17 protein-coding genes are annotated in these 15,274 nt (G+C 60.2%); 12 read left to right on the plus strand and 5 right to left on the minus strand.

Going from position 1 to position 15,274, the window contains the following annotated elements:
- Nucleotides 1-12: 12 nt before the first annotated feature.
- A complete protein-coding gene (locus AC1RKI_RS28790; RefSeq protein WP_008642716.1) occupies nt 13-408 on the minus strand; it encodes a copper/silver resistance protein SilD in 396 nt (131 codons plus the stop codon).
- A gap of 281 nt (nt 409-689) precedes the next feature.
- Here AC1RKI_RS28790 and AC1RKI_RS28795 point away from each other — a divergent pair, with 281 nt between their 5' ends.
- From AC1RKI_RS28795 to AC1RKI_RS28825, 7 genes are all read left to right on the plus strand, one after another.
- Nucleotides 690-1,085 (plus strand): hypothetical protein, encoded by a 396-nt coding sequence (locus AC1RKI_RS28795; protein ID WP_011514840.1) that lies wholly within the window; start codon nt 690-692, stop codon nt 1,083-1,085.
- A 290-nt stretch (nt 1,086-1,375) separates the two neighbouring features.
- Nucleotides 1,376-2,134, plus strand: coding sequence for a class I SAM-dependent methyltransferase (locus AC1RKI_RS28800; protein ID WP_227461554.1), 759 nt, complete (start codon nt 1,376-1,378; stop codon nt 2,132-2,134).
- The gene (locus tag AC1RKI_RS28805; protein WP_011229394.1) at nt 2,131-3,756 is read left to right on the plus strand and encodes a glycosyltransferase family 39 protein; all 1,626 of its coding nucleotides are present in this window, start codon (nt 2,131-2,133) and stop codon (nt 3,754-3,756) included. The genes AC1RKI_RS28800 and AC1RKI_RS28805 overlap by 4 nt, the downstream gene beginning before the upstream one ends.
- Nucleotides 3,753-4,136 (plus strand): GtrA family protein, encoded by a 384-nt coding sequence (locus AC1RKI_RS28810; RefSeq protein WP_011229395.1) that lies wholly within the window; start codon nt 3,753-3,755, stop codon nt 4,134-4,136. Before AC1RKI_RS28805 ends, AC1RKI_RS28810 begins: the two co-directional genes overlap by 4 nt.
- Nucleotides 4,133-5,236 (plus strand): glycosyltransferase family 2 protein, encoded by a 1,104-nt coding sequence (locus AC1RKI_RS28815; RefSeq protein WP_011229396.1) that lies wholly within the window; start codon nt 4,133-4,135, stop codon nt 5,234-5,236. Before AC1RKI_RS28810 ends, AC1RKI_RS28815 begins: the two co-directional genes overlap by 4 nt.
- Nucleotides 5,237-5,440: 204 nt before the next feature.
- On the plus strand, nt 5,441-6,508 hold the full coding sequence (locus tag AC1RKI_RS28820; protein ID WP_008642729.1) for a porin: 1,068 nt from the start codon (nt 5,441-5,443) through the stop codon (nt 6,506-6,508).
- Between the two features lie 533 nt (nt 6,509-7,041).
- Nucleotides 7,042-7,338 (plus strand): hypothetical protein, encoded by a 297-nt coding sequence (locus AC1RKI_RS28825; RefSeq protein WP_008642731.1) that lies wholly within the window; start codon nt 7,042-7,044, stop codon nt 7,336-7,338.
- A gap of 225 nt (nt 7,339-7,563) precedes the next feature.
- Here AC1RKI_RS28825 and AC1RKI_RS28830 read toward each other — a convergent pair whose 3' ends face one another.
- The 3 genes from AC1RKI_RS28830 to AC1RKI_RS28840 all read right to left on the minus strand — a co-directional run bounded on the left by AC1RKI_RS28830 (nt 7,564) and on the right by AC1RKI_RS28840 (nt 9,372).
- On the minus strand, nt 7,564-8,142 hold the full coding sequence (locus tag AC1RKI_RS28830) for a site-specific integrase (protein ID WP_223277383.1): 579 nt from the start codon (nt 8,140-8,142) through the stop codon (nt 7,564-7,566).
- Between the two features lie 404 nt (nt 8,143-8,546).
- Entirely contained in the window at nt 8,547-8,756 is a 210-nt protein-coding gene (locus AC1RKI_RS28835; protein ID WP_008642736.1) for a hypothetical protein, read from the minus strand.
- Nucleotides 8,757-8,955: 199 nt separating this feature from the next.
- Complete coding sequence (locus AC1RKI_RS28840; RefSeq protein ID WP_223277382.1) at nt 8,956-9,372, minus strand: copper resistance protein CopE; 417 nt, start codon at nt 9,370-9,372, stop codon at nt 8,956-8,958.
- Between the two features lie 391 nt (nt 9,373-9,763).
- Between AC1RKI_RS28840 and AC1RKI_RS28845 the strand changes: the two genes are divergently transcribed.
- Entirely contained in the window at nt 9,764-10,225 is a 462-nt protein-coding gene (locus AC1RKI_RS28845; protein ID WP_011229397.1) for a CzcE family metal-binding protein, read from the plus strand.
- 122 nt (nt 10,226-10,347) lie between these two features.
- Entirely contained in the window at nt 10,348-10,584 is a 237-nt protein-coding gene (locus AC1RKI_RS28850) for a hypothetical protein (protein WP_008652083.1), read from the plus strand.
- Nucleotides 10,585-10,693: 109 nt separating this feature from the next.
- Here the strand turns inward: AC1RKI_RS28850 and AC1RKI_RS28855 are convergent, their stop codons facing one another.
- Nucleotides 10,694-11,959 carry a type II restriction enzyme NmeDI-related protein gene (locus tag AC1RKI_RS28855; protein ID WP_008652084.1) on the minus strand — a complete coding sequence of 422 codons (1,266 nt, stop codon included), beginning with the start codon at nt 11,957-11,959 and terminating at the stop codon, nt 10,694-10,696.
- A gap of 161 nt (nt 11,960-12,120) precedes the next feature.
- On the opposite strand from AC1RKI_RS28855, the gene AC1RKI_RS28860 reads away from it, so the two are divergent.
- Genes AC1RKI_RS28860 through AC1RKI_RS28870 form a run of 3 tightly spaced genes read left to right on the plus strand, consistent with a single transcriptional unit; the run spans nt 12,121 to nt 15,261 of the window.
- Nucleotides 12,121-12,393: a DUF2933 domain-containing protein gene (locus tag AC1RKI_RS28860; protein ID WP_008652085.1), complete on the plus strand. Its 273-nt coding sequence runs from the start codon at nt 12,121-12,123 to the stop codon at nt 12,391-12,393.
- The gene (locus tag AC1RKI_RS28865) at nt 12,386-14,803 is read left to right on the plus strand and encodes a heavy metal translocating P-type ATPase (protein ID WP_011229398.1); all 2,418 of its coding nucleotides are present in this window, start codon (nt 12,386-12,388) and stop codon (nt 14,801-14,803) included. The genes AC1RKI_RS28860 and AC1RKI_RS28865 overlap by 8 nt, the downstream gene beginning before the upstream one ends.
- Before the next feature lie 44 nt (nt 14,804-14,847).
- Nucleotides 14,848-15,261 (plus strand): DUF411 domain-containing protein, encoded by a 414-nt coding sequence (locus tag AC1RKI_RS28870; protein ID WP_011229399.1) that lies wholly within the window; start codon nt 14,848-14,850, stop codon nt 15,259-15,261.
- The last annotated feature ends 13 nt before the right edge of the window (nt 15,262-15,274 follow it).

Here is a 15,274-nt window from a genome sequence, read left to right on the forward strand (position 1 = left end):
TTGCTTCGCGGGCTAAATGCGGAAACAGCAATGGAGGATCGCGAGCGGGCGGGGAGGCGGTCGTGGGACGGGGTTGCCCGTGGCCAGCCGATACCCGCCAAGGATCGGTGTCAGGTCAGGTGTGGCTACCGGGCTAACCGAGGCCGCCTGGAATACGGGCAGTTGCGGGCTCGCATGATCGGCAGATTTGCTGTCCTGGTGGCAATGCGCCTGGCACAGGCCTGCATGCGAATGGCCCCGCTTGATTGCCATGTCCGGACAGGATTCCGCCATCCCGGTCATGCTCGCCGTCAGGCTCAGCGCATACCGGCTGCCCTCACAGGCGTAGGCGGCCGCTGCCAGTTGAACTGTCAGGAACGAAATCAACAGGAATGCGGCAATCCAGTGCCGGCGATAGGAGGCGTGCATGAGCCGGGAATCAAGTGGGCGAATCCTAGCAGCCTTGATTTTACTTCCGGCAATAAGTCTGCAGTGGGTTGTCCTGGATCAAAGACGCTCACGAAGTGCGGCACTTGACCATCGGTCGGAAAAGCCGACGATGGTCGTGCGCAAGGGATTCGGTCCGTCTGGGCGCCGTGCGCCCCGCCTGATTCTGGTGCATGGCGGCCCTGTCATGTGTGAGTCATTTTGCTGACAGGCCGGCTCTCTAGAATACGCTGAGACGAAATTCCGCCTTTCTGTGCCGTCGAATGAGACGCTTGCTGTCCCGCCTCCTGCTGTGGTTCATGATCCTCGCATTGCCGCTGCAGGCGATGGGAGCGCCCGTACACGGCGGTTGCCCAGCGCATGACCGGTTGCGCAATGATGCGGCAATGGGCCTCGAGATCGACGTGGAGGAAACAGTCACCAACCCGGACAAGCCGTGCCACCACAATACACAGCACAGCGCTTCGCGGGGAAAACTGGATCCTGATGCGGACGGTCACACGTGCGACGCTTGCATTGCCATGAGCCAGGCCCCCGGATGGTTCTCGGGCTTCTGGCTGCGGCAGCCGGAATCGTTCGAGGTGGCGGGCAGGACGGCCGCGCTCCTCGCCAGTTTCATTCCAGACGTGCTTCTTCGTCCACCCTCCACTCCTGTGTGAATTGGGGCTTCACCCCGATCGCAGTCCCGCCCTCATCGGATTGCGACGCCTTGCTGCCTAGTACCTAGGTATCTCAATTCACTTGCCACGTCATCGCGTTGACGCGTTGCCGTGGGACAACCTCGCCCGTGCGTCGGCAAGCCAACGCGTGGAGCAGGAACCTCGAACGGGAGACGACCATGCGCGCATGCATTCAGTGCAGAGCCCCTATCAAGCACGAAATCTGGAGTTGCGCCGCGTGCGGCTGGCAACCGATGAGTCAGGATGGATTGGTCTGCATGGCGCCGGCCATGCTGGCCGACCATGATGGCTATCACGAACCTCTCTTCGAGGAGTACGAAAAGCTCGAAGCCACACACTTTTGGTTCGTTCATCGGCGGCGGCTGATTCTTGACGTCCTGCAGAGCCATTTCCCGACACTCAGGTCCTTCATGGACATCGGGTGCGGGACCGCCGAGAACCTCAAGGCCATCGAGCAGCGCTTTCCGCATGCGCGCATTTGCGGTGGGGAGGCGTCGCTGCAGGCACTGGCCTCGGCCCGCAACAAGTCCAACGCCCAGTTCATCCAGATGGACGCCCGCGCGCTGCCCTTTACCGCTGCCTTTGATGTGATCGGGGCGTTCGATGTGATCGAACACGTCGACGACGATAAGCGTGTCTTGGCAGAGATGTACCGGGCTTGTCGCGCTGGCGGCGGCCTCATCCTTACCGTGCCCCAGCATCCTAGCCTGTGGAGCCATCTTGACGATGCGGCGAAGCACAAGCGACGCTACACATACAGTGAGTTGCTTGGCAAGGTGCGGGCCGCCGGATTCCAGCCCGTCTACGCCACCTCCTTCATGTCGCTGCTTCTGCCGGCGATGGCGCTCTCGAGATTGCAGCAAAGGCTCAAGCCGCCCAAGGACGCTGTGGACGACGGCTTCCGAATTGGCACGACGCTTAACCGCATTTTCGGCGGCATCTGTGCCGCCGAGCGACAGTTGATTCTTGCCGGTCTGAGGTTTTCGCTAGGCGGCTCCCTACTTGTCGCCGCGAGGAAGCCTTCGTGAAGTCTCGCGTTCTCTGGTTTTCGCTCATTGTCATTGCCATCTTGCTATGGTTCGCGACCCTTTCGATCCGGCCGCTCTACGAGCCGGATGAGGGGCGTTACGCCGAAGTTGCCCGGGAGATGTTCGTCTCGGGCGACTGGGCGACCCCTCGGCTGAACGGCGTCAAGTTCTTTGACAAGCCGCCACTTCAGTATTGGGCGACCGCGGCGGCGTTTGCGGTGTTTGGCGTCAGTGAATGGAGCGCGAGACTCTGGAGTTCGTTGATCGGGGCCAGTGCCATCCTGGTCGCCGGTTGGTCGGCGACGGCACTCTTCGGGCGGCGAGTGGGGCTCACCTCCACCCTGGTGCTGGCCGGCTCGCCGCTATGGATACTAGGCTCCAACCTGACCACGACAGATATCGGCGTCGCCGCACTGCTAGGCAACGCCATCCTTGTGTATGCGGTGGCGGCAAGGAATGCCGATAGACGCCTCTATCCGCTCGTCTGGGGCCTGTTGGGACTGGCCTTCCTTGCCAAAGGATTGATTGCGATCGTGCTGCCCGCCGCGACCATTGTGGTCTACGCCGTGCTCACCAGGCAGTTCGGACTGTTCAGACGTCGCGACTTCTGGATATGGGGGCTGTTCGCGTGCGTCCTCGCGCTCCCGTGGATCGTCACAGTGTCGGTTCGCAATCCGGAATTTCTCAATTATTTCTTCGTCCACGAACACCTTGCGCGCTTCACTTCCTCCGTTCATGCCCGTAACAAGCCTGCTTGGTTCTTCGCCGCGGTGCTGGTCGCGGGAATGCTGCCGTGGGCCGGCGTCATCCCCGCCACAGTCTGGCAGCGCTACCGACCTGCGAGGCGTTCGGGGACATTTGACCCGCGTTTATTCCTGTTGGTGTGGACGCTGATTGTGCTTGTCTTCTTCTCTGTCTCGCGATCGAAGCTGCCCCTGTATATCCTGCCGGCATTTCCGCCGCTCGCCGTGCTCGTTGGTGACGCCATCCTGCGCGTGCGCACGAGATGGGTAGTGGTCGGATGCTCGCTGATGGTCATACTCGGCATCCTGATCGCGGGACTGCAATGGATCCCCGAGCTATCGGACAAGGTGCTCAGGCGCGGGATCTCGGATCTTCGTCATTTCTCCTTCTGGAGCACGCTAACCATCGGCGCCCTGGTGGTTGGCGGGCTGGTTGCCGGTGCCCTTGCCCTGTCAGGTCGACGTGGCATTGCCGTTGCAGTGGCAGCTCTTGCATCGATTGGCAGCCTTCAGCTGGGGCTCGTGGCATCCATGGCCTTCGAATCCCTGTCGATCAAGCCGATTGGCCTAGCCGTCAAGGCATTGCGCCGCGCCGATACCGAACTGTTCAACGTCGGGCAGATCGATAGGGGCCTGGCGTTCTACTCCGGAATGCTTCCCCAGGTGGTGGTTGCCAGGGACGAGCTGGATCTTGGCTATTCTGTCGAGCCCCAGCGGTGGATCGATAGCTACGCGACATTCCTGCCGCGCTGGGGCGAGCCCGGACACAAGCTCGCCGTTATGCGCGAGGCAACCTATGCGCAACTGTCCCCAGACCTGGGGCCTGAGAGTCTGGTGGTGGCGCGTAGGGGCACGACGGTGCTCTTGGAGAAGCGATGACAGTGTCGTCCAAATTTCTCCGCTACCTGGTCACCGGCGCGACCGCGACCGGCGTGCATTACCTCGTGCTGATCCTGCTTGTTAGGCAGGGGGATATTGCATTGTTGGGTTCGATTGTCGGCAGCGTGGCGGGGCTCCTGACGAATTATTTCCTGAGCAGTCGGTGGGTGTTCGTGCGCGCGTCGGATGCTTCGTCGCGCTTTGCGAGATTCCTAGCAGTCTCGGTGCTCGCCTTCGGGCTTAACGCTGCGTTCATGTGGATCGGACTGCGGGCGGGGCTTCACTACCTTCTCGCACAGGTCCTGTCCACGTTTCTCCTCATGCTCATCAACTACACATTGCATGCCAATTGGACGTTCCTGAACAGGGAGTCACGATGAGTTCGGATAAGCGGTTGCAGGGAACAGTATCGGTGGTCGTTCCCATTTTCAATGAGGAGCAGGTCTTGCCCCTGTTCCATGCGCGTCTCGGCGCCGTCCTGGGAACCCTTCCCTATACGTCGGAAGTTATCTACGTGGACGATGGAAGCCGGGATCGGACCCTCGATGTGCTCAGGACAATACGGGGCGCCGATGAGAAAGTCGGCATCATCGAATTGAGCCGGAATTTCGGCAAGGAAGCCGCATTGACCGCGGGATTGGATGTCGCGTGCGGCGACGCCGTCGTCGTCATCGACGCCGATCTGCAGGATCCGCCGGAACTGATCCCCACCCTGATTAACAAGTGGGAGCAAGGTTTCGATGTCGTCTACGCGACCCGGCGGACCCGGGAGGGCGAATCCTTCCTGAAGAAAGCCACGGCCCACTGCTTCTATCGCCTGATGGGGAAGGTGAGTGACATCGACATCCCCGCCGACACCGGCGATTTTCGTCTGATGAGCCAGCGCGCGGTCGCGGCCATCGGCCAGCTCCGCGAACAGAACCGTTTCATGAAAGGTCTGTACGCGTGGATTGGGTACCGACAGACCTCTATCCTCTACGACCGGGATGCGCGCGCTTCGGGAAAAACGAAGTTCAACTACCGCCGCTTGTTGAAGCTCGCGATCGATGGCGTCACGGGATTCTCGACAATTCCTCTGCGGATCGCCACGTCGGTCGGCTTGATCGTCGCTGTCCCGGCGTTTTGGATGGCGCTCTATACCGTTGGCAAAACGCTGCTATTCGGCGATCCGGTGCGAGGCTATCCGTCCCTGATGACCGTCGTGTTGATGCTTGGCGGACTGCAACTCTTCTTCCTGGGCATCCTTGGCGAATATGTGGGCCGTCTGTTCAACGAAGCCAAGCGCCGGCCGCTCTATCTCGTTGCGGGCTATACCCCCGCTAGAGAGATGGATGAGGAGGGTATCCCATTCCGAAGGGTCTCGGATGCAACGAGGTCTATGGATGTTGTCGTCAGGGCTGTGCGGCGTGCGGATTCGGTGGAACATTCTCCCGCGCCCCTTGACATTGCATCGTCGGAAGTAAGAAAGAATTGGACGTGATGCGGAGATGATATAGGTACGCATCGGTATAGGAATTCAAAAAATACTGAGATCAAGGCATAGTGGTAAACGATAAATTTATAGATGGTCGTTGTCATTTAACAACCAAAAATGTTCAAGTAATCGCCCTGCAAGGTATGCGTAATATTCAATCTAATATTCTCCCGATCACTGCAGGGCCTACCTTTGAAGGAGAAATGTGAAATGAAGATTCGATGTGGAGTCGTGGCTGCGACAGCCAGTTTGATTGCGGGCACGGCGTTCGCGCAGTCCAACGTGACGCTTTACGGTGTCGCGGATGCGGGTATTGAGTACCTCAGCAACGCGCCTTCTGCTAGCAATGGATCGAACTTGGTCCGCATGAGTTCCGGCAATATGTCGACGTCGCGCTGGGGTCTACGCGGTAGCGAGGATCTCGGCGGCGGTCTCAAGGCTGTGTTCGAACTCGAAAGCGGCTTCTCGCTGGATACGGCTGTGCTGAGCAGCAGCCCTCGACTGTTTGACCGGGCCGCCCTGGTTGGCCTGGGCAGCAAGTATGGTCTGGTGACCCTGGGTCGCCAAACCACGCCGATCTACGACGTGGGCCTGCAACTCGACCCCATGGGCTTCGCACCGCGCTATTCGCTGTATCGCAGCGATGACATTATTGCCGGTCGCGCCGACAATGCGGTCAAGTATCGTGGAACGTTCGGTGGCCTGACCGCCACCGCCTTGTACAGCTTCAGCCGCACAGGTGGGGGCGAGATCCCCGGAAATTTCAAAGTCGATCGTAACATCGGCATCTCGCTGATGTACGAGACCGGCGGTCTCGCCGTTGGCGCGGTCTATGACGAGTTCCGCGGCTCGACTGTGGCAACGGACGAACGAAAGGACCGTCGCGCGTTGGTGGGTGCGAGTTATGCATTCGGTCCCGCGAAGGCCTTCCTGGGGTATCGCTGGTTCAATGGTAACGCCGGCACGCTGGCTGCCAGCGGGGCTAACCTGTACTGGGCCGGTCTGCGCTACAGCATGACGCCGGCGCTGAGCCTGACGGGCGCTGCCTACTACACGGATACGCGCAACTCCAGTGCCGATCCGCTCATGTTCGTGGCGTCGGCCGACTATGCCTTCTCGAAGCGCACGGACGTCTATATGAACGTGGCCTATGCGAGGAACAAGAATGGCTCGCAGCTCGGCCTGAACGGCTACAACTCGCTTTCGGGTGCACCTACCAGTGTCGCGCCGGGCAAGAACCAGGTTGGCGCGGTCATCGGCGTACGTCACAAGTTCTAATCGAATTCTTCAAGATCGACACTCCCTTGCTAACAACAAGAGAGCTTGAGGCCACCATATCGGTGGTCCTTTTTTTGTACACATTCATAGAGACATTGCCGTATTCCGGAAATTATTGACGGTATAGAATTTAAAAACGTCTTGACGAATATGTCATGCCATCGTGGCGGTCGGGATTCATAACCTTCTGAACTGCTACTACTATCCGCTCTACAGCCAACTGCTGGTAACGGCAACAACACGAGTTACCTTCCTGCGGCGGGCATCACGCTGAAGGCGATGTATCAGCACCGCTTGTGAATGCGCGGCAAGGTCTCCTTGCCTTGTCATCCGTCGGATCCACTATTGCGGGCCGGATAGCCGGGATGCCGCGGTGAGGCGGCTGGTCGCTGATGTGTCCGTAGCGCCGCAGGAGCACGAGGCAGTGTGGCTGGAGTCGCGAAGCATCTCAATGACAGACAGCCCGGATGTCAGGCTTGGCCGGTCACCTCTTGCCATCTCAGCTAGAGATGACATAACGAAGCACAGCCCCGGTGATTCGGTTACCACGGCGCGGCTACAGCGGGGCGCCATCAGAAGACGACAGGTATCTTCCCGCGTTCGCGCCATCGCTGCACGTCTTCACCGTGTGGGGCGCCACGTGGCTGCACGCCTCGGATCTGCTCGGCAGCACAGCCACGCTCAAGCTGTATGGTGAGGCCGGGGCGGCCTGCGCCATGGCATGCGAGGCCAACAAGGCCCCGGCAGCGGCCATTAGTATGCATCGTCGGATCATCATGGTTTTCTTTGCCGCGCTTATGCACGGCTTCTCCAGCCTGCGAACACTGTAGTTTCCCGTGCCTCACGCAAGCATGATGCGCGCGTTACGATCCTGTTAAGCTCAGGCGCGGCAATGTGCCCCTGGGCCTATCGGCTTGCAGCTCGATGCCGGTAGCGGCTTGGTGGCGAGCGCTAGGATGCGGCCAATCGCGGATTTCCTTTGACGTTGCTTCGCGGTGCAGGCGCGCTCAATTCAGGAAGATCACGCCATCCGCGAAAAGCGCAAGCTCAGCATGCTATCGGCGGATGGTCTGGGCGAGGCGGTCCGCTGTCCGATTGCTCGATAGTCCGAGGCGTCGCGTGATTTCGTCACGCCGCAGCCCCTGGAGGAGGGCGCGTCGGCAGTACGTGTTGCGTAGAATCCGCGGGCTCATATCCACCACGTCGAAGCCGATGGCATCGAAGGCCTCGCGTACGATCTTCCCAAGACTCATGTACGTGATGGGGGTGCCGGTGCGCTTTAGGGTGAACAGCAGGTCGCCATAGACGGGTGCCTTGCGGCGGATGGCCAGCCATGCTGACAACGGCGCGACGGAAAAGGACTCAAGGTCGATGGTGCGAGGCAATTTCTGGGATTTCGCCGGCACATGCAAATAGAGGGGCGCCGCGTCGGGGAGCAGGTCTTGCACGCGGGTCATTCTACCCTCGCCGGCAGTGACACCCGTGCCGAGAAAAAATGCAACGATCGCGCGGCATCGCAGTTGCGTGGGGTTGTCGCCGCTTAGTGGTTGTACGAATTCCTGCAGGCGTGCATCCACTTCCTCGGAGAGGTAGAGGCACTCGGGATCGTCCTGAAGCCATTGGTCGGCCAACATCAGCTCCGCAACAGGGTTGGCTGCACGCAGGTCAACGAGGACCAGGTGGCGGCACAACCTGTCCAACAGTTTGAGAAAGCGCAACCGGGCGGCCGTGTCGGCGGCCCCTGCCGGTCACAGCTCGTAGCTCGGCGTTCGTAGCGATACCTGTCGATAGGTCGATGCTGTGCCAGTCCCCAGTCCCCAGTCCCCAGTCGTCTGGAGGATCGTTTCGCAAAAAAAAGAGCGGTTGCCCAGATCGAAGCAACCGCTAAGGGTTCCACCGGGGGAACGGCAGATTTCAAGGATATCGGACCCAGCGATGCGAAGACGAGGGCCAGTGGAGGAGTGGGCCGATATCGTGTCCTGTGTTCGTACAAGTCAGACGCCGCGAGGCTGGCATCTTCGCTGCATTCCTGGATGGGCTATTTCGCGATGTCTTCTCCCACGCGATGCTCAATCGTTGCACCACCGCCGTACACATCGAAGTCCGCGGCTTTGGCGCCGTCCGTGTACGGATCCCTCGGTCGATGAATCTGTCCACGCTCAGCATTGCGCGCGGTTTCTGCAATGGCGCTGCCGATACCGATGATCGAGACCATGAGAGCGAACAGGGCCGCAGTGGTGCGTTTCATGAGTTGCCTCCTGTTGAGTTCTATTCAATATGATCCGGTCCCCCTTTGGACAAGGATCGTCTGCGCGTGTGCCGGAACGCAATGGGCACGACGGTCGGGGGCGCGATACGCCCTAGCAATTCGACAATGTCAGTCTAGTCCGGCCAACCGAACCTACAGATGACCCTCCCATTACAACTGCAGAAAGCTTTGGGGTGAACTAGGTCTCGTTGCGAGGAGCTGCAAATCGGCGGCGATCTTCAGCGATTACCCATTTCGCGAGCGCGGAGTCGGACAACTGTGTCGCACACAGGCCGTACCACTGGCGAATGGCATCCGCCCAGATTCTTCTCTCGGCGGCTAGCGACGCGAGGTAGAACTGGAGCTCCGCCGGCAATCGGGCAGGATGCCCGTCTTTGCTGCCGATCGTCAATTCATCCAGAGCTCGCTGCAGGCCTTCGCGTCTGTGCGCCCACCACGCGTCTTTGCCGCGCTCCGCCAGCAAACACTGCAAATGGGCTCGCAGGGCGACGACCTTGGACCAGGTGACGACAGGCAGTTCGTCGTTGCTGCTACGTAGCCAGCTCGACAGCGCGTCGACGTCAGGTTCTCCCGCACTTCCGAGGAGGCCTGGCATGTATGAAGCCATCGGCGAGACGGCGTCCTGGAGCAGTTCACGGCTAACGGCCGATGGCAGGGACCGCAGCCACTCGATAAGAGCGTAAGGCGGTGACAGGGAAATTGGGGTGGGGCAAGCCATAAGCATGTTGAAGCAGCAAAAAAAGGTTCTCGTCCTTCGGTCTGAGATGGGCATCGCATCGGTGCCACTAGCCCGTCGGAACAGGTCACGATGCATCGTGACGCGAGGCTTTGGCGTAAGCGTCTGGAAGGCTAACGCAACGCTGACAATCTCGGTTGCGCTATTCGCGGAGCTTTCCGAGTTGTAACGGGTGGGTAAGGTGTTCGTATGGGCTGGATGGCTAACATCGTTGGCAAGGGTTAGGCCCGAAACTTATAAGGAGAACATCATGACATCTCAAAAGCCCTCGATCGCGTCGTTCATGCTCGGCGTCGCCGCACTTCTCGCAACCTCCGTTGCATGGAGCGCTGACAAACTCGAATCCACCAACCCAGCCGGGTGGTCACAGCAGGCCCAGATTCAAGTGGCTGCACAGCATGATCATGGCGCCAGAGCCGGTCTCTCTTCGTTGTCCGCTATCAAGCCCGGTCCGGAGGCTTCCCTGTTCGGCAGCGAGGCGCCGGCGGGAAGCACCTCGCGCGTCGTCGACGTTGCGCCGGGCCTGAAGTATGTGAATGTCGATTCGGGCGAGACCGTAACGTTCAAGAGTGGGGCGAGCGAGATCACTTTCGCTTTTGCGCAGTTGGACCGTAACAAGGCCGTTGCCCTCAACGTGCTCTTCCCGGAATTGCCTGGTGGCCAGGGCGTCTGGGTGTACATCGAGCAGAGCGAACTCTACATCGGCGGTTGACCCGGCGACAGTGCCAACAGCGCACCTGTCTGTTTTGTCATGTTCCGGTCAGGCTGGGGTCGGCAACCGTCACGTAAGCTGTATATCAACGGTTCGCTGAACCCAACCTCTTGGAGATTGCGATGAAAACGCTGAAGAAGAGTGTCCTGCTGGTGCTGGCAGTCGCCACGCTTGGTGGAACGGCAGGAGTCGCGAACGCCGGGGTAACTTCCCCGCGCGATCCCTATACTGATGGCGGCCACTCGATGGGGGGGCGCGATCCGTTCACGGATGGTGCGCATTCGATGGGCACGCGTGACCCGTTCACCGACGGCGGACATTCCATCGGAACCCGCGATACGTTCTCTGACGGCGCTTGATCGTCAAGGTCCTGGCTGAGACGGCACGCGCCCATGGCGCACCGAATAAGGCTCGGTGTCGTCCATGGGCGTTGTGCATTCTGGAGCCCCGCCGGCCGTGAAGCGCGAACTACAAGGATTTGGCGATCGCCTCGATCGGCTTGATGCCCATGCCAAAGCGTGCGATGTTCTCCCGATGCTCGCGAAGGCTGGAGTATGGGACGTATCGCATGTTGAGTTCCGCGACACGGCTGAATGCCGGCCGGCTGAGTTGCGCACGGACTTCCGCTTCGCGGTTATCTGGCGCCACGAGGAATAGATGTTTGGTGGCGGATTGACTGGTGCCCAGGGCAAGATCCAGCAGCCGCACGATGCCGGAGTAGATCGATGTCGAATGCTCGACCTCGAACGCGGCGGCCACCTCAAGGGTTGCGGGATCCAGCCAGACCGCGTCGATCAGCGGGACCGTCTCACCGCCCGAGACGAGCAGCGTCGCCGGTAAGGCGGACAAACACCCAAGACTAAGGGGCTCGCCATTGTATTCGCGCCCCCGGTCGTTGGTCGCGATCCAAACCGCGTAGCCGAGCGACTTCCCGAGATCTCTTAGCCAGCCTTGGACTTCGGTATGCGTGGCATCTTCAAGTTTGTCTGCCTGGATCTGCTTGGCGAGTGCGGACGCCTGTTCCCTGACCTTGGCCAGATCGTCTTCCCACGCGCTGACCTCGCCGGGCAGATCGTTGCATGGCGGAGCGGGATAACGCCCTGTGCCGACGTCAAATAACAGGCCGGCCAGCGCGCCAAGATCATTGGAAAGGACATCACGATAGCGATGATTGAGCGCCAGGATGCGATCGCGCATCGCAAGGTAGTGATCCCACTTGCCCAGCTTGACTGCCGCACCGGTCAGGGCGTTGTAGCCGTTCACGATCGCTGTATTGAACGGTGGAAGCAGGGTGGGGTGGATAAAATAGAGCAGGTTGGCGACGGCGGGGCCGAGGCCTTTGATCCCCACGCCGCTCAGTCGCTGGATCGCGGTGAGCATCTCTGCTTCGGTATCGCAACAATTGCACGTGTGAAGCAACCTTGCGAACGCACGCTGGTTGTCGGCGTTCTCGTAAATATCGGGAATGCGCAGTTTCGGCTTCCAGAGAAACGCGTGATCGGCACCCTTGAAGATCTGCCGCTGTTCGGCAACCGAAGCGACAACGGTCTCCAGCGACGATCCTCGGTACGCATTGCCAAAGGTGCCTGCGTGAATTTCCTCGACGACGGCGCCGATCCCGCGCCGGATGGATCTGAAATTCTTGAGGCGTTTAGGCCAGAGGAACCAGGTTTGATAGGTGCCGCTTGGATCGGATTTCCAGCGTTCGATGAGGGTTCGGGTGGTGTCTGTCATGGCGTCACTTTTTTGCCGGGCAGTGTATCACCGCGGACCCGGAATACTGTGCGCCAAAACGATCGCAAGCGAACTTGACCTTCCCATGGCGGGAAGGATTATGGTGTATCGAGTTAGCGTTGTCGGGTCGTGGCTTGGCTAATTGTCTGAAAGGTGACGTCATGGATTCCCACGTAGTACAGGATGCTGGGTCGAAGACCGGGTTCAACCGGCGTGCGATTGCGGGGCTTGCTCTTGGGGCCGTGTCGATCGTCGCGCTCGCTTTCGCTGCCTCGGACTGGAAGCGGCTTGCATCGATGTTGCCTTTTGGGCTAGTGTTGCTGTGCCCGTTGATGCATTTCCATCACGCCGGGCGTCACCGGAATTCATCCTCGGCGAGAGGTAACGAGGCAAACGAACAGCGCGTCGGAATACAGGAGTCGCACAATGAATGACCGTAGCCCGCTCCCGCCACACGAGCACTCTGCGCACGGCGGAGCGTCGCCAGGCGATCATGACGCGCATCATGACCATTCGCATGCCGGGCATAGCTCGCAATGCGATGGCAATCGCGCGTCCGAGGCCGACTTGAAAGATCCGGTGTGTGGAATGGCCGTATCGACGGAGTCAAAATTCCGAGCCGAACACGATGGCAAGCAGTATTACTTTTGCAGCAACTCCTGCCATCAGAAGTTTCTGCAGGAGCCGGCGAAGTATGTGGGGGTGAAGACCTCTGATACCACGGAACCGGTTGCCGCGCCGGAAGGGACCATCTACACGTGCCCAATGCACCCGGAGATTCGTCGGGATCGTCCCGGGAACTGCCCGAAGTGCGGGATGGCGCTGGAGCCGCTGTTGCCGGATATCGAGGACGGCGAAAATCCAGAGCTGACGGATTTTCGACGCCGCTTCTGGTGGACGCTGCCGCTGACCGCAGTCGTCTTTGTACTCGCGATGTTCGGGTCTCGGCTGGGCTTGATGTCACCCGACATGCAAAGCTGGATGGAGTTTGTTCTGGCGACGCCGGTCGTCCTGTGGGCGGGCTGGCCATTTTTCGAACGCTGCCTGCAATCGTTCGTCAATCGCAGTCCGAACATGTGGACCCTGATTGGGCTGGGAACTGGTGCTGCCTATATCTATAGCGTGGTGGCGACGATTGCGCCGGGCGTTTTCCCGCCCGCGTTCGCCGCGCATGGGCGTATTGGCGTGTATTTTGAGGCCGCCGCGGTCATCATCTCGCTCACCCTGCTCGGGCAGCTTCTTGAGCTCAAGGCGCGCTCGCAGACCTCCGCCGCAATCAAATCTCTGCTCGGCCTGGCACCAAAAACTGCCCGCCGCATTGGCACCGACGGACAAGAGGAGGATGTGGCCCTGACCCACGTTCACGTGGGAGACCTGTTGCGGGTCCGGCCCGGCGAAAAAGTACCCGTGGACGGCGTCGTCACGGAAGGTAGCAGCTCCATCGACGAATCGATGATTACGGGCGAGCCGATGCCGGTTTCAAAGCGCGCGGGTGACCACGTCATTGGCGCGACGATCAACACTTCGGGCAGCCTGATCATTCGGTCGGAGAAGGTCGGTGCGCAGACCATGTTGTCCCAGATCGTCCAGATGGTTGCCCAGGCACAGCGGTCGAAGGCGCCGATGCAGCGCATGGCGGATCGCGTTGCTGGGGTATTCGTGCTCGCAGTCATTGGTGTGGCGGCGGCCACGTTTCTCGCGTGGGGACTCTTCGGCCCCGAGCCGAGTTGGGTATTTGGCCTGATCAACGCGGTCGCCGTGCTGATTATCGCGTGCCCATGCGCGCTTGGATTGGCCACGCCGATGTCCATCATGGTCGCAAGCGGTAAGGGTGCTGCGAACGGCGTGCTATTTCGGGATGCGGCGGCGATCGAAAACCTTCGCAAGGTTACCGCACTGATTGTGGACAAGACCGGTACATTGACCGAGGGCCGACCCGCCTTTGCGCGATCTGTGGGGATCAACGGCTATGGCGACGAAGAGGTGCTGTGGCTCGCCGCAAGTCTTGACCAAGGGAGCGAGCATCCGCTAGCCGCCGCGCTGGTTTCCGCCGCACGGGATGCAGGGTTGACCCTGGAGAAGGCAGAAAATTTTGAATCAAGCACAGGGATTGGCGTTCGAGGCAAAGTGGGGGGGGAAAGGCTGGCCATTGGCAACACGGCGCTCATGGAGGAGGAGCGTGTCCAGGTTGAGCCGTTGCGTGCGCAAGCCGAGGACCTGCGCGCACAGGGAGCGAGCGTCATGTATCTGTCCGTTGACGGCACGCTGGCTGGGCTACTTGCCGTGTCGGACCCTATCAAGCACTCGACACCAGAAGCGTTGCAGAGTCTGCGGGACGAGGGTATCCGCGTGATCATGGCCACCGGTGATGGCCTCGCCACAGCGAAAGCGGTGGCCACCAATCTGAACATTGACGAGTTCCGTGGGGAAGTGAAGCCCGCCGACAAGCTTGCGTTGGTGACGCAACTGCAGGACGCTGGCGACGTGGTGGCCATGGCGGGTGACGGGATCAATGACGCACCTGCACTGGCCAAGGCCGATGTGGGTATCGCCATGGGCACCGGGACCGATGTTGCAATGAACAGCGCCCAGGTTACCCTGGTCAAGGGCGATTTGCGCGGCATCGCCCGGGCCCGAAACCTCTCGGAAGCGACGATCCGTAACATGAAGCAAAACCTGGCATTTGCCTTTGTCTATAACGCGCTTGGCGTGCCCTTGGCCGCTGGCGTCCTGTACCCGTTTACCGGGTTGCTGCTGTCCCCCATGATTGCGGCGCTCGCGATGAGCCTGAGTTCCGCATCGGTGATTTCCAACGCGCTGAGGCTCAGGCGGACGGCTGTCTGACGCGAGCCGATCGTTGTTGCAAGTTCTGTACAAGGAATATTTTAATGAAATACCTGTTTGCCGCTGCCATCCTGGCAGGAAGTGCCGCGTCGTATGCCGCGGCGCCTGCCATGACGGTCTATAAGGATCCTAACTGCGGTTGTTGCGAAGAGTGGGTGAAGCACATCAATCAAGCCGGCTTCCCCCCCAAGGTGATCAACTCGACGGATGTGACCTCGGTAAAGACGCGGCTTGGGGTGCCGGCCTCATTCAGTTCCTGCCACACCGCCGTGCTGGAAACTAGCGGCCAGGTCATTGAGGGGCATGTGCCGGCCTCCGCTATCCAGAAACTGGTGGCCAATCGCGCAGTCAAGGGCGTCGCAGTGCCTGGCATGCCGACCAACGCACCGGGCATGGGCAAGCTGAACGGCGGCCTGGTCACGGTGGATTTCCAGGGCAAGCCCTTCTCCCAAGATTAAAGAAATCAGAGCT

This window comes from Cupriavidus sp. GW822-FHT06G04 (assembly GCF_058799075.1).

What these genes read in the sequence shown, in the direction of transcription:
- AC1RKI_RS28860 (WP_008652085.1), top strand. Translation starts at nt 12,121, where the DNA reads ATGGATTCCCACGTAGTACAGGATGCTGGGTCGAAGACCGGGTTCAAC.
- AC1RKI_RS28865 (WP_011229398.1), top strand. Translation starts at nt 12,386, where the DNA reads ATGAATGACCGTAGCCCGCTCCCGCCACACGAGCACTCTGCGCACGGC.
- AC1RKI_RS28815 (WP_011229396.1), top strand. Translation starts at nt 4,133, where the DNA reads ATGAGTTCGGATAAGCGGTTGCAGGGAACAGTATCGGTGGTCGTTCCC.
- AC1RKI_RS28835 (WP_008642736.1), bottom strand. Translation starts at nt 8,756, where the DNA reads ATGAAACGCACCACTGCGGCCCTGTTCGCTCTCATGGTCTCGATCATC.
- AC1RKI_RS28800 (WP_227461554.1), top strand. Translation starts at nt 1,376, where the DNA reads ATGCTGGCCGACCATGATGGCTATCACGAACCTCTCTTCGAGGAGTAC.
- AC1RKI_RS28790 (WP_008642716.1), bottom strand. Translation starts at nt 408, where the DNA reads ATGCACGCCTCCTATCGCCGGCACTGGATTGCCGCATTCCTGTTGATT.
- AC1RKI_RS28870 (WP_011229399.1), top strand. Translation starts at nt 14,848, where the DNA reads ATGAAATACCTGTTTGCCGCTGCCATCCTGGCAGGAAGTGCCGCGTCG.
- AC1RKI_RS28810 (WP_011229395.1), top strand. Translation starts at nt 3,753, where the DNA reads ATGACAGTGTCGTCCAAATTTCTCCGCTACCTGGTCACCGGCGCGACC.
- AC1RKI_RS28820 (WP_008642729.1), top strand. Translation starts at nt 5,441, where the DNA reads ATGAAGATTCGATGTGGAGTCGTGGCTGCGACAGCCAGTTTGATTGCG.
- AC1RKI_RS28855 (WP_008652084.1), bottom strand. Translation starts at nt 11,959, where the DNA reads ATGACAGACACCACCCGAACCCTCATCGAACGCTGGAAATCCGATCCA.
- AC1RKI_RS28850 (WP_008652083.1), top strand. Translation starts at nt 10,348, where the DNA reads ATGAAAACGCTGAAGAAGAGTGTCCTGCTGGTGCTGGCAGTCGCCACG.
- AC1RKI_RS28845 (WP_011229397.1), top strand. Translation starts at nt 9,764, where the DNA reads ATGACATCTCAAAAGCCCTCGATCGCGTCGTTCATGCTCGGCGTCGCC.
- AC1RKI_RS28840 (WP_223277382.1), bottom strand. Translation starts at nt 9,372, where the DNA reads ATGCCAGGCCTCCTCGGAAGTGCGGGAGAACCTGACGTCGACGCGCTG.
- AC1RKI_RS28830 (WP_223277383.1), bottom strand. Translation starts at nt 8,142, where the DNA reads ATGTTGGCCGACCAATGGCTTCAGGACGATCCCGAGTGCCTCTACCTC.
- AC1RKI_RS28795 (WP_011514840.1), top strand. Translation starts at nt 690, where the DNA reads ATGAGACGCTTGCTGTCCCGCCTCCTGCTGTGGTTCATGATCCTCGCA.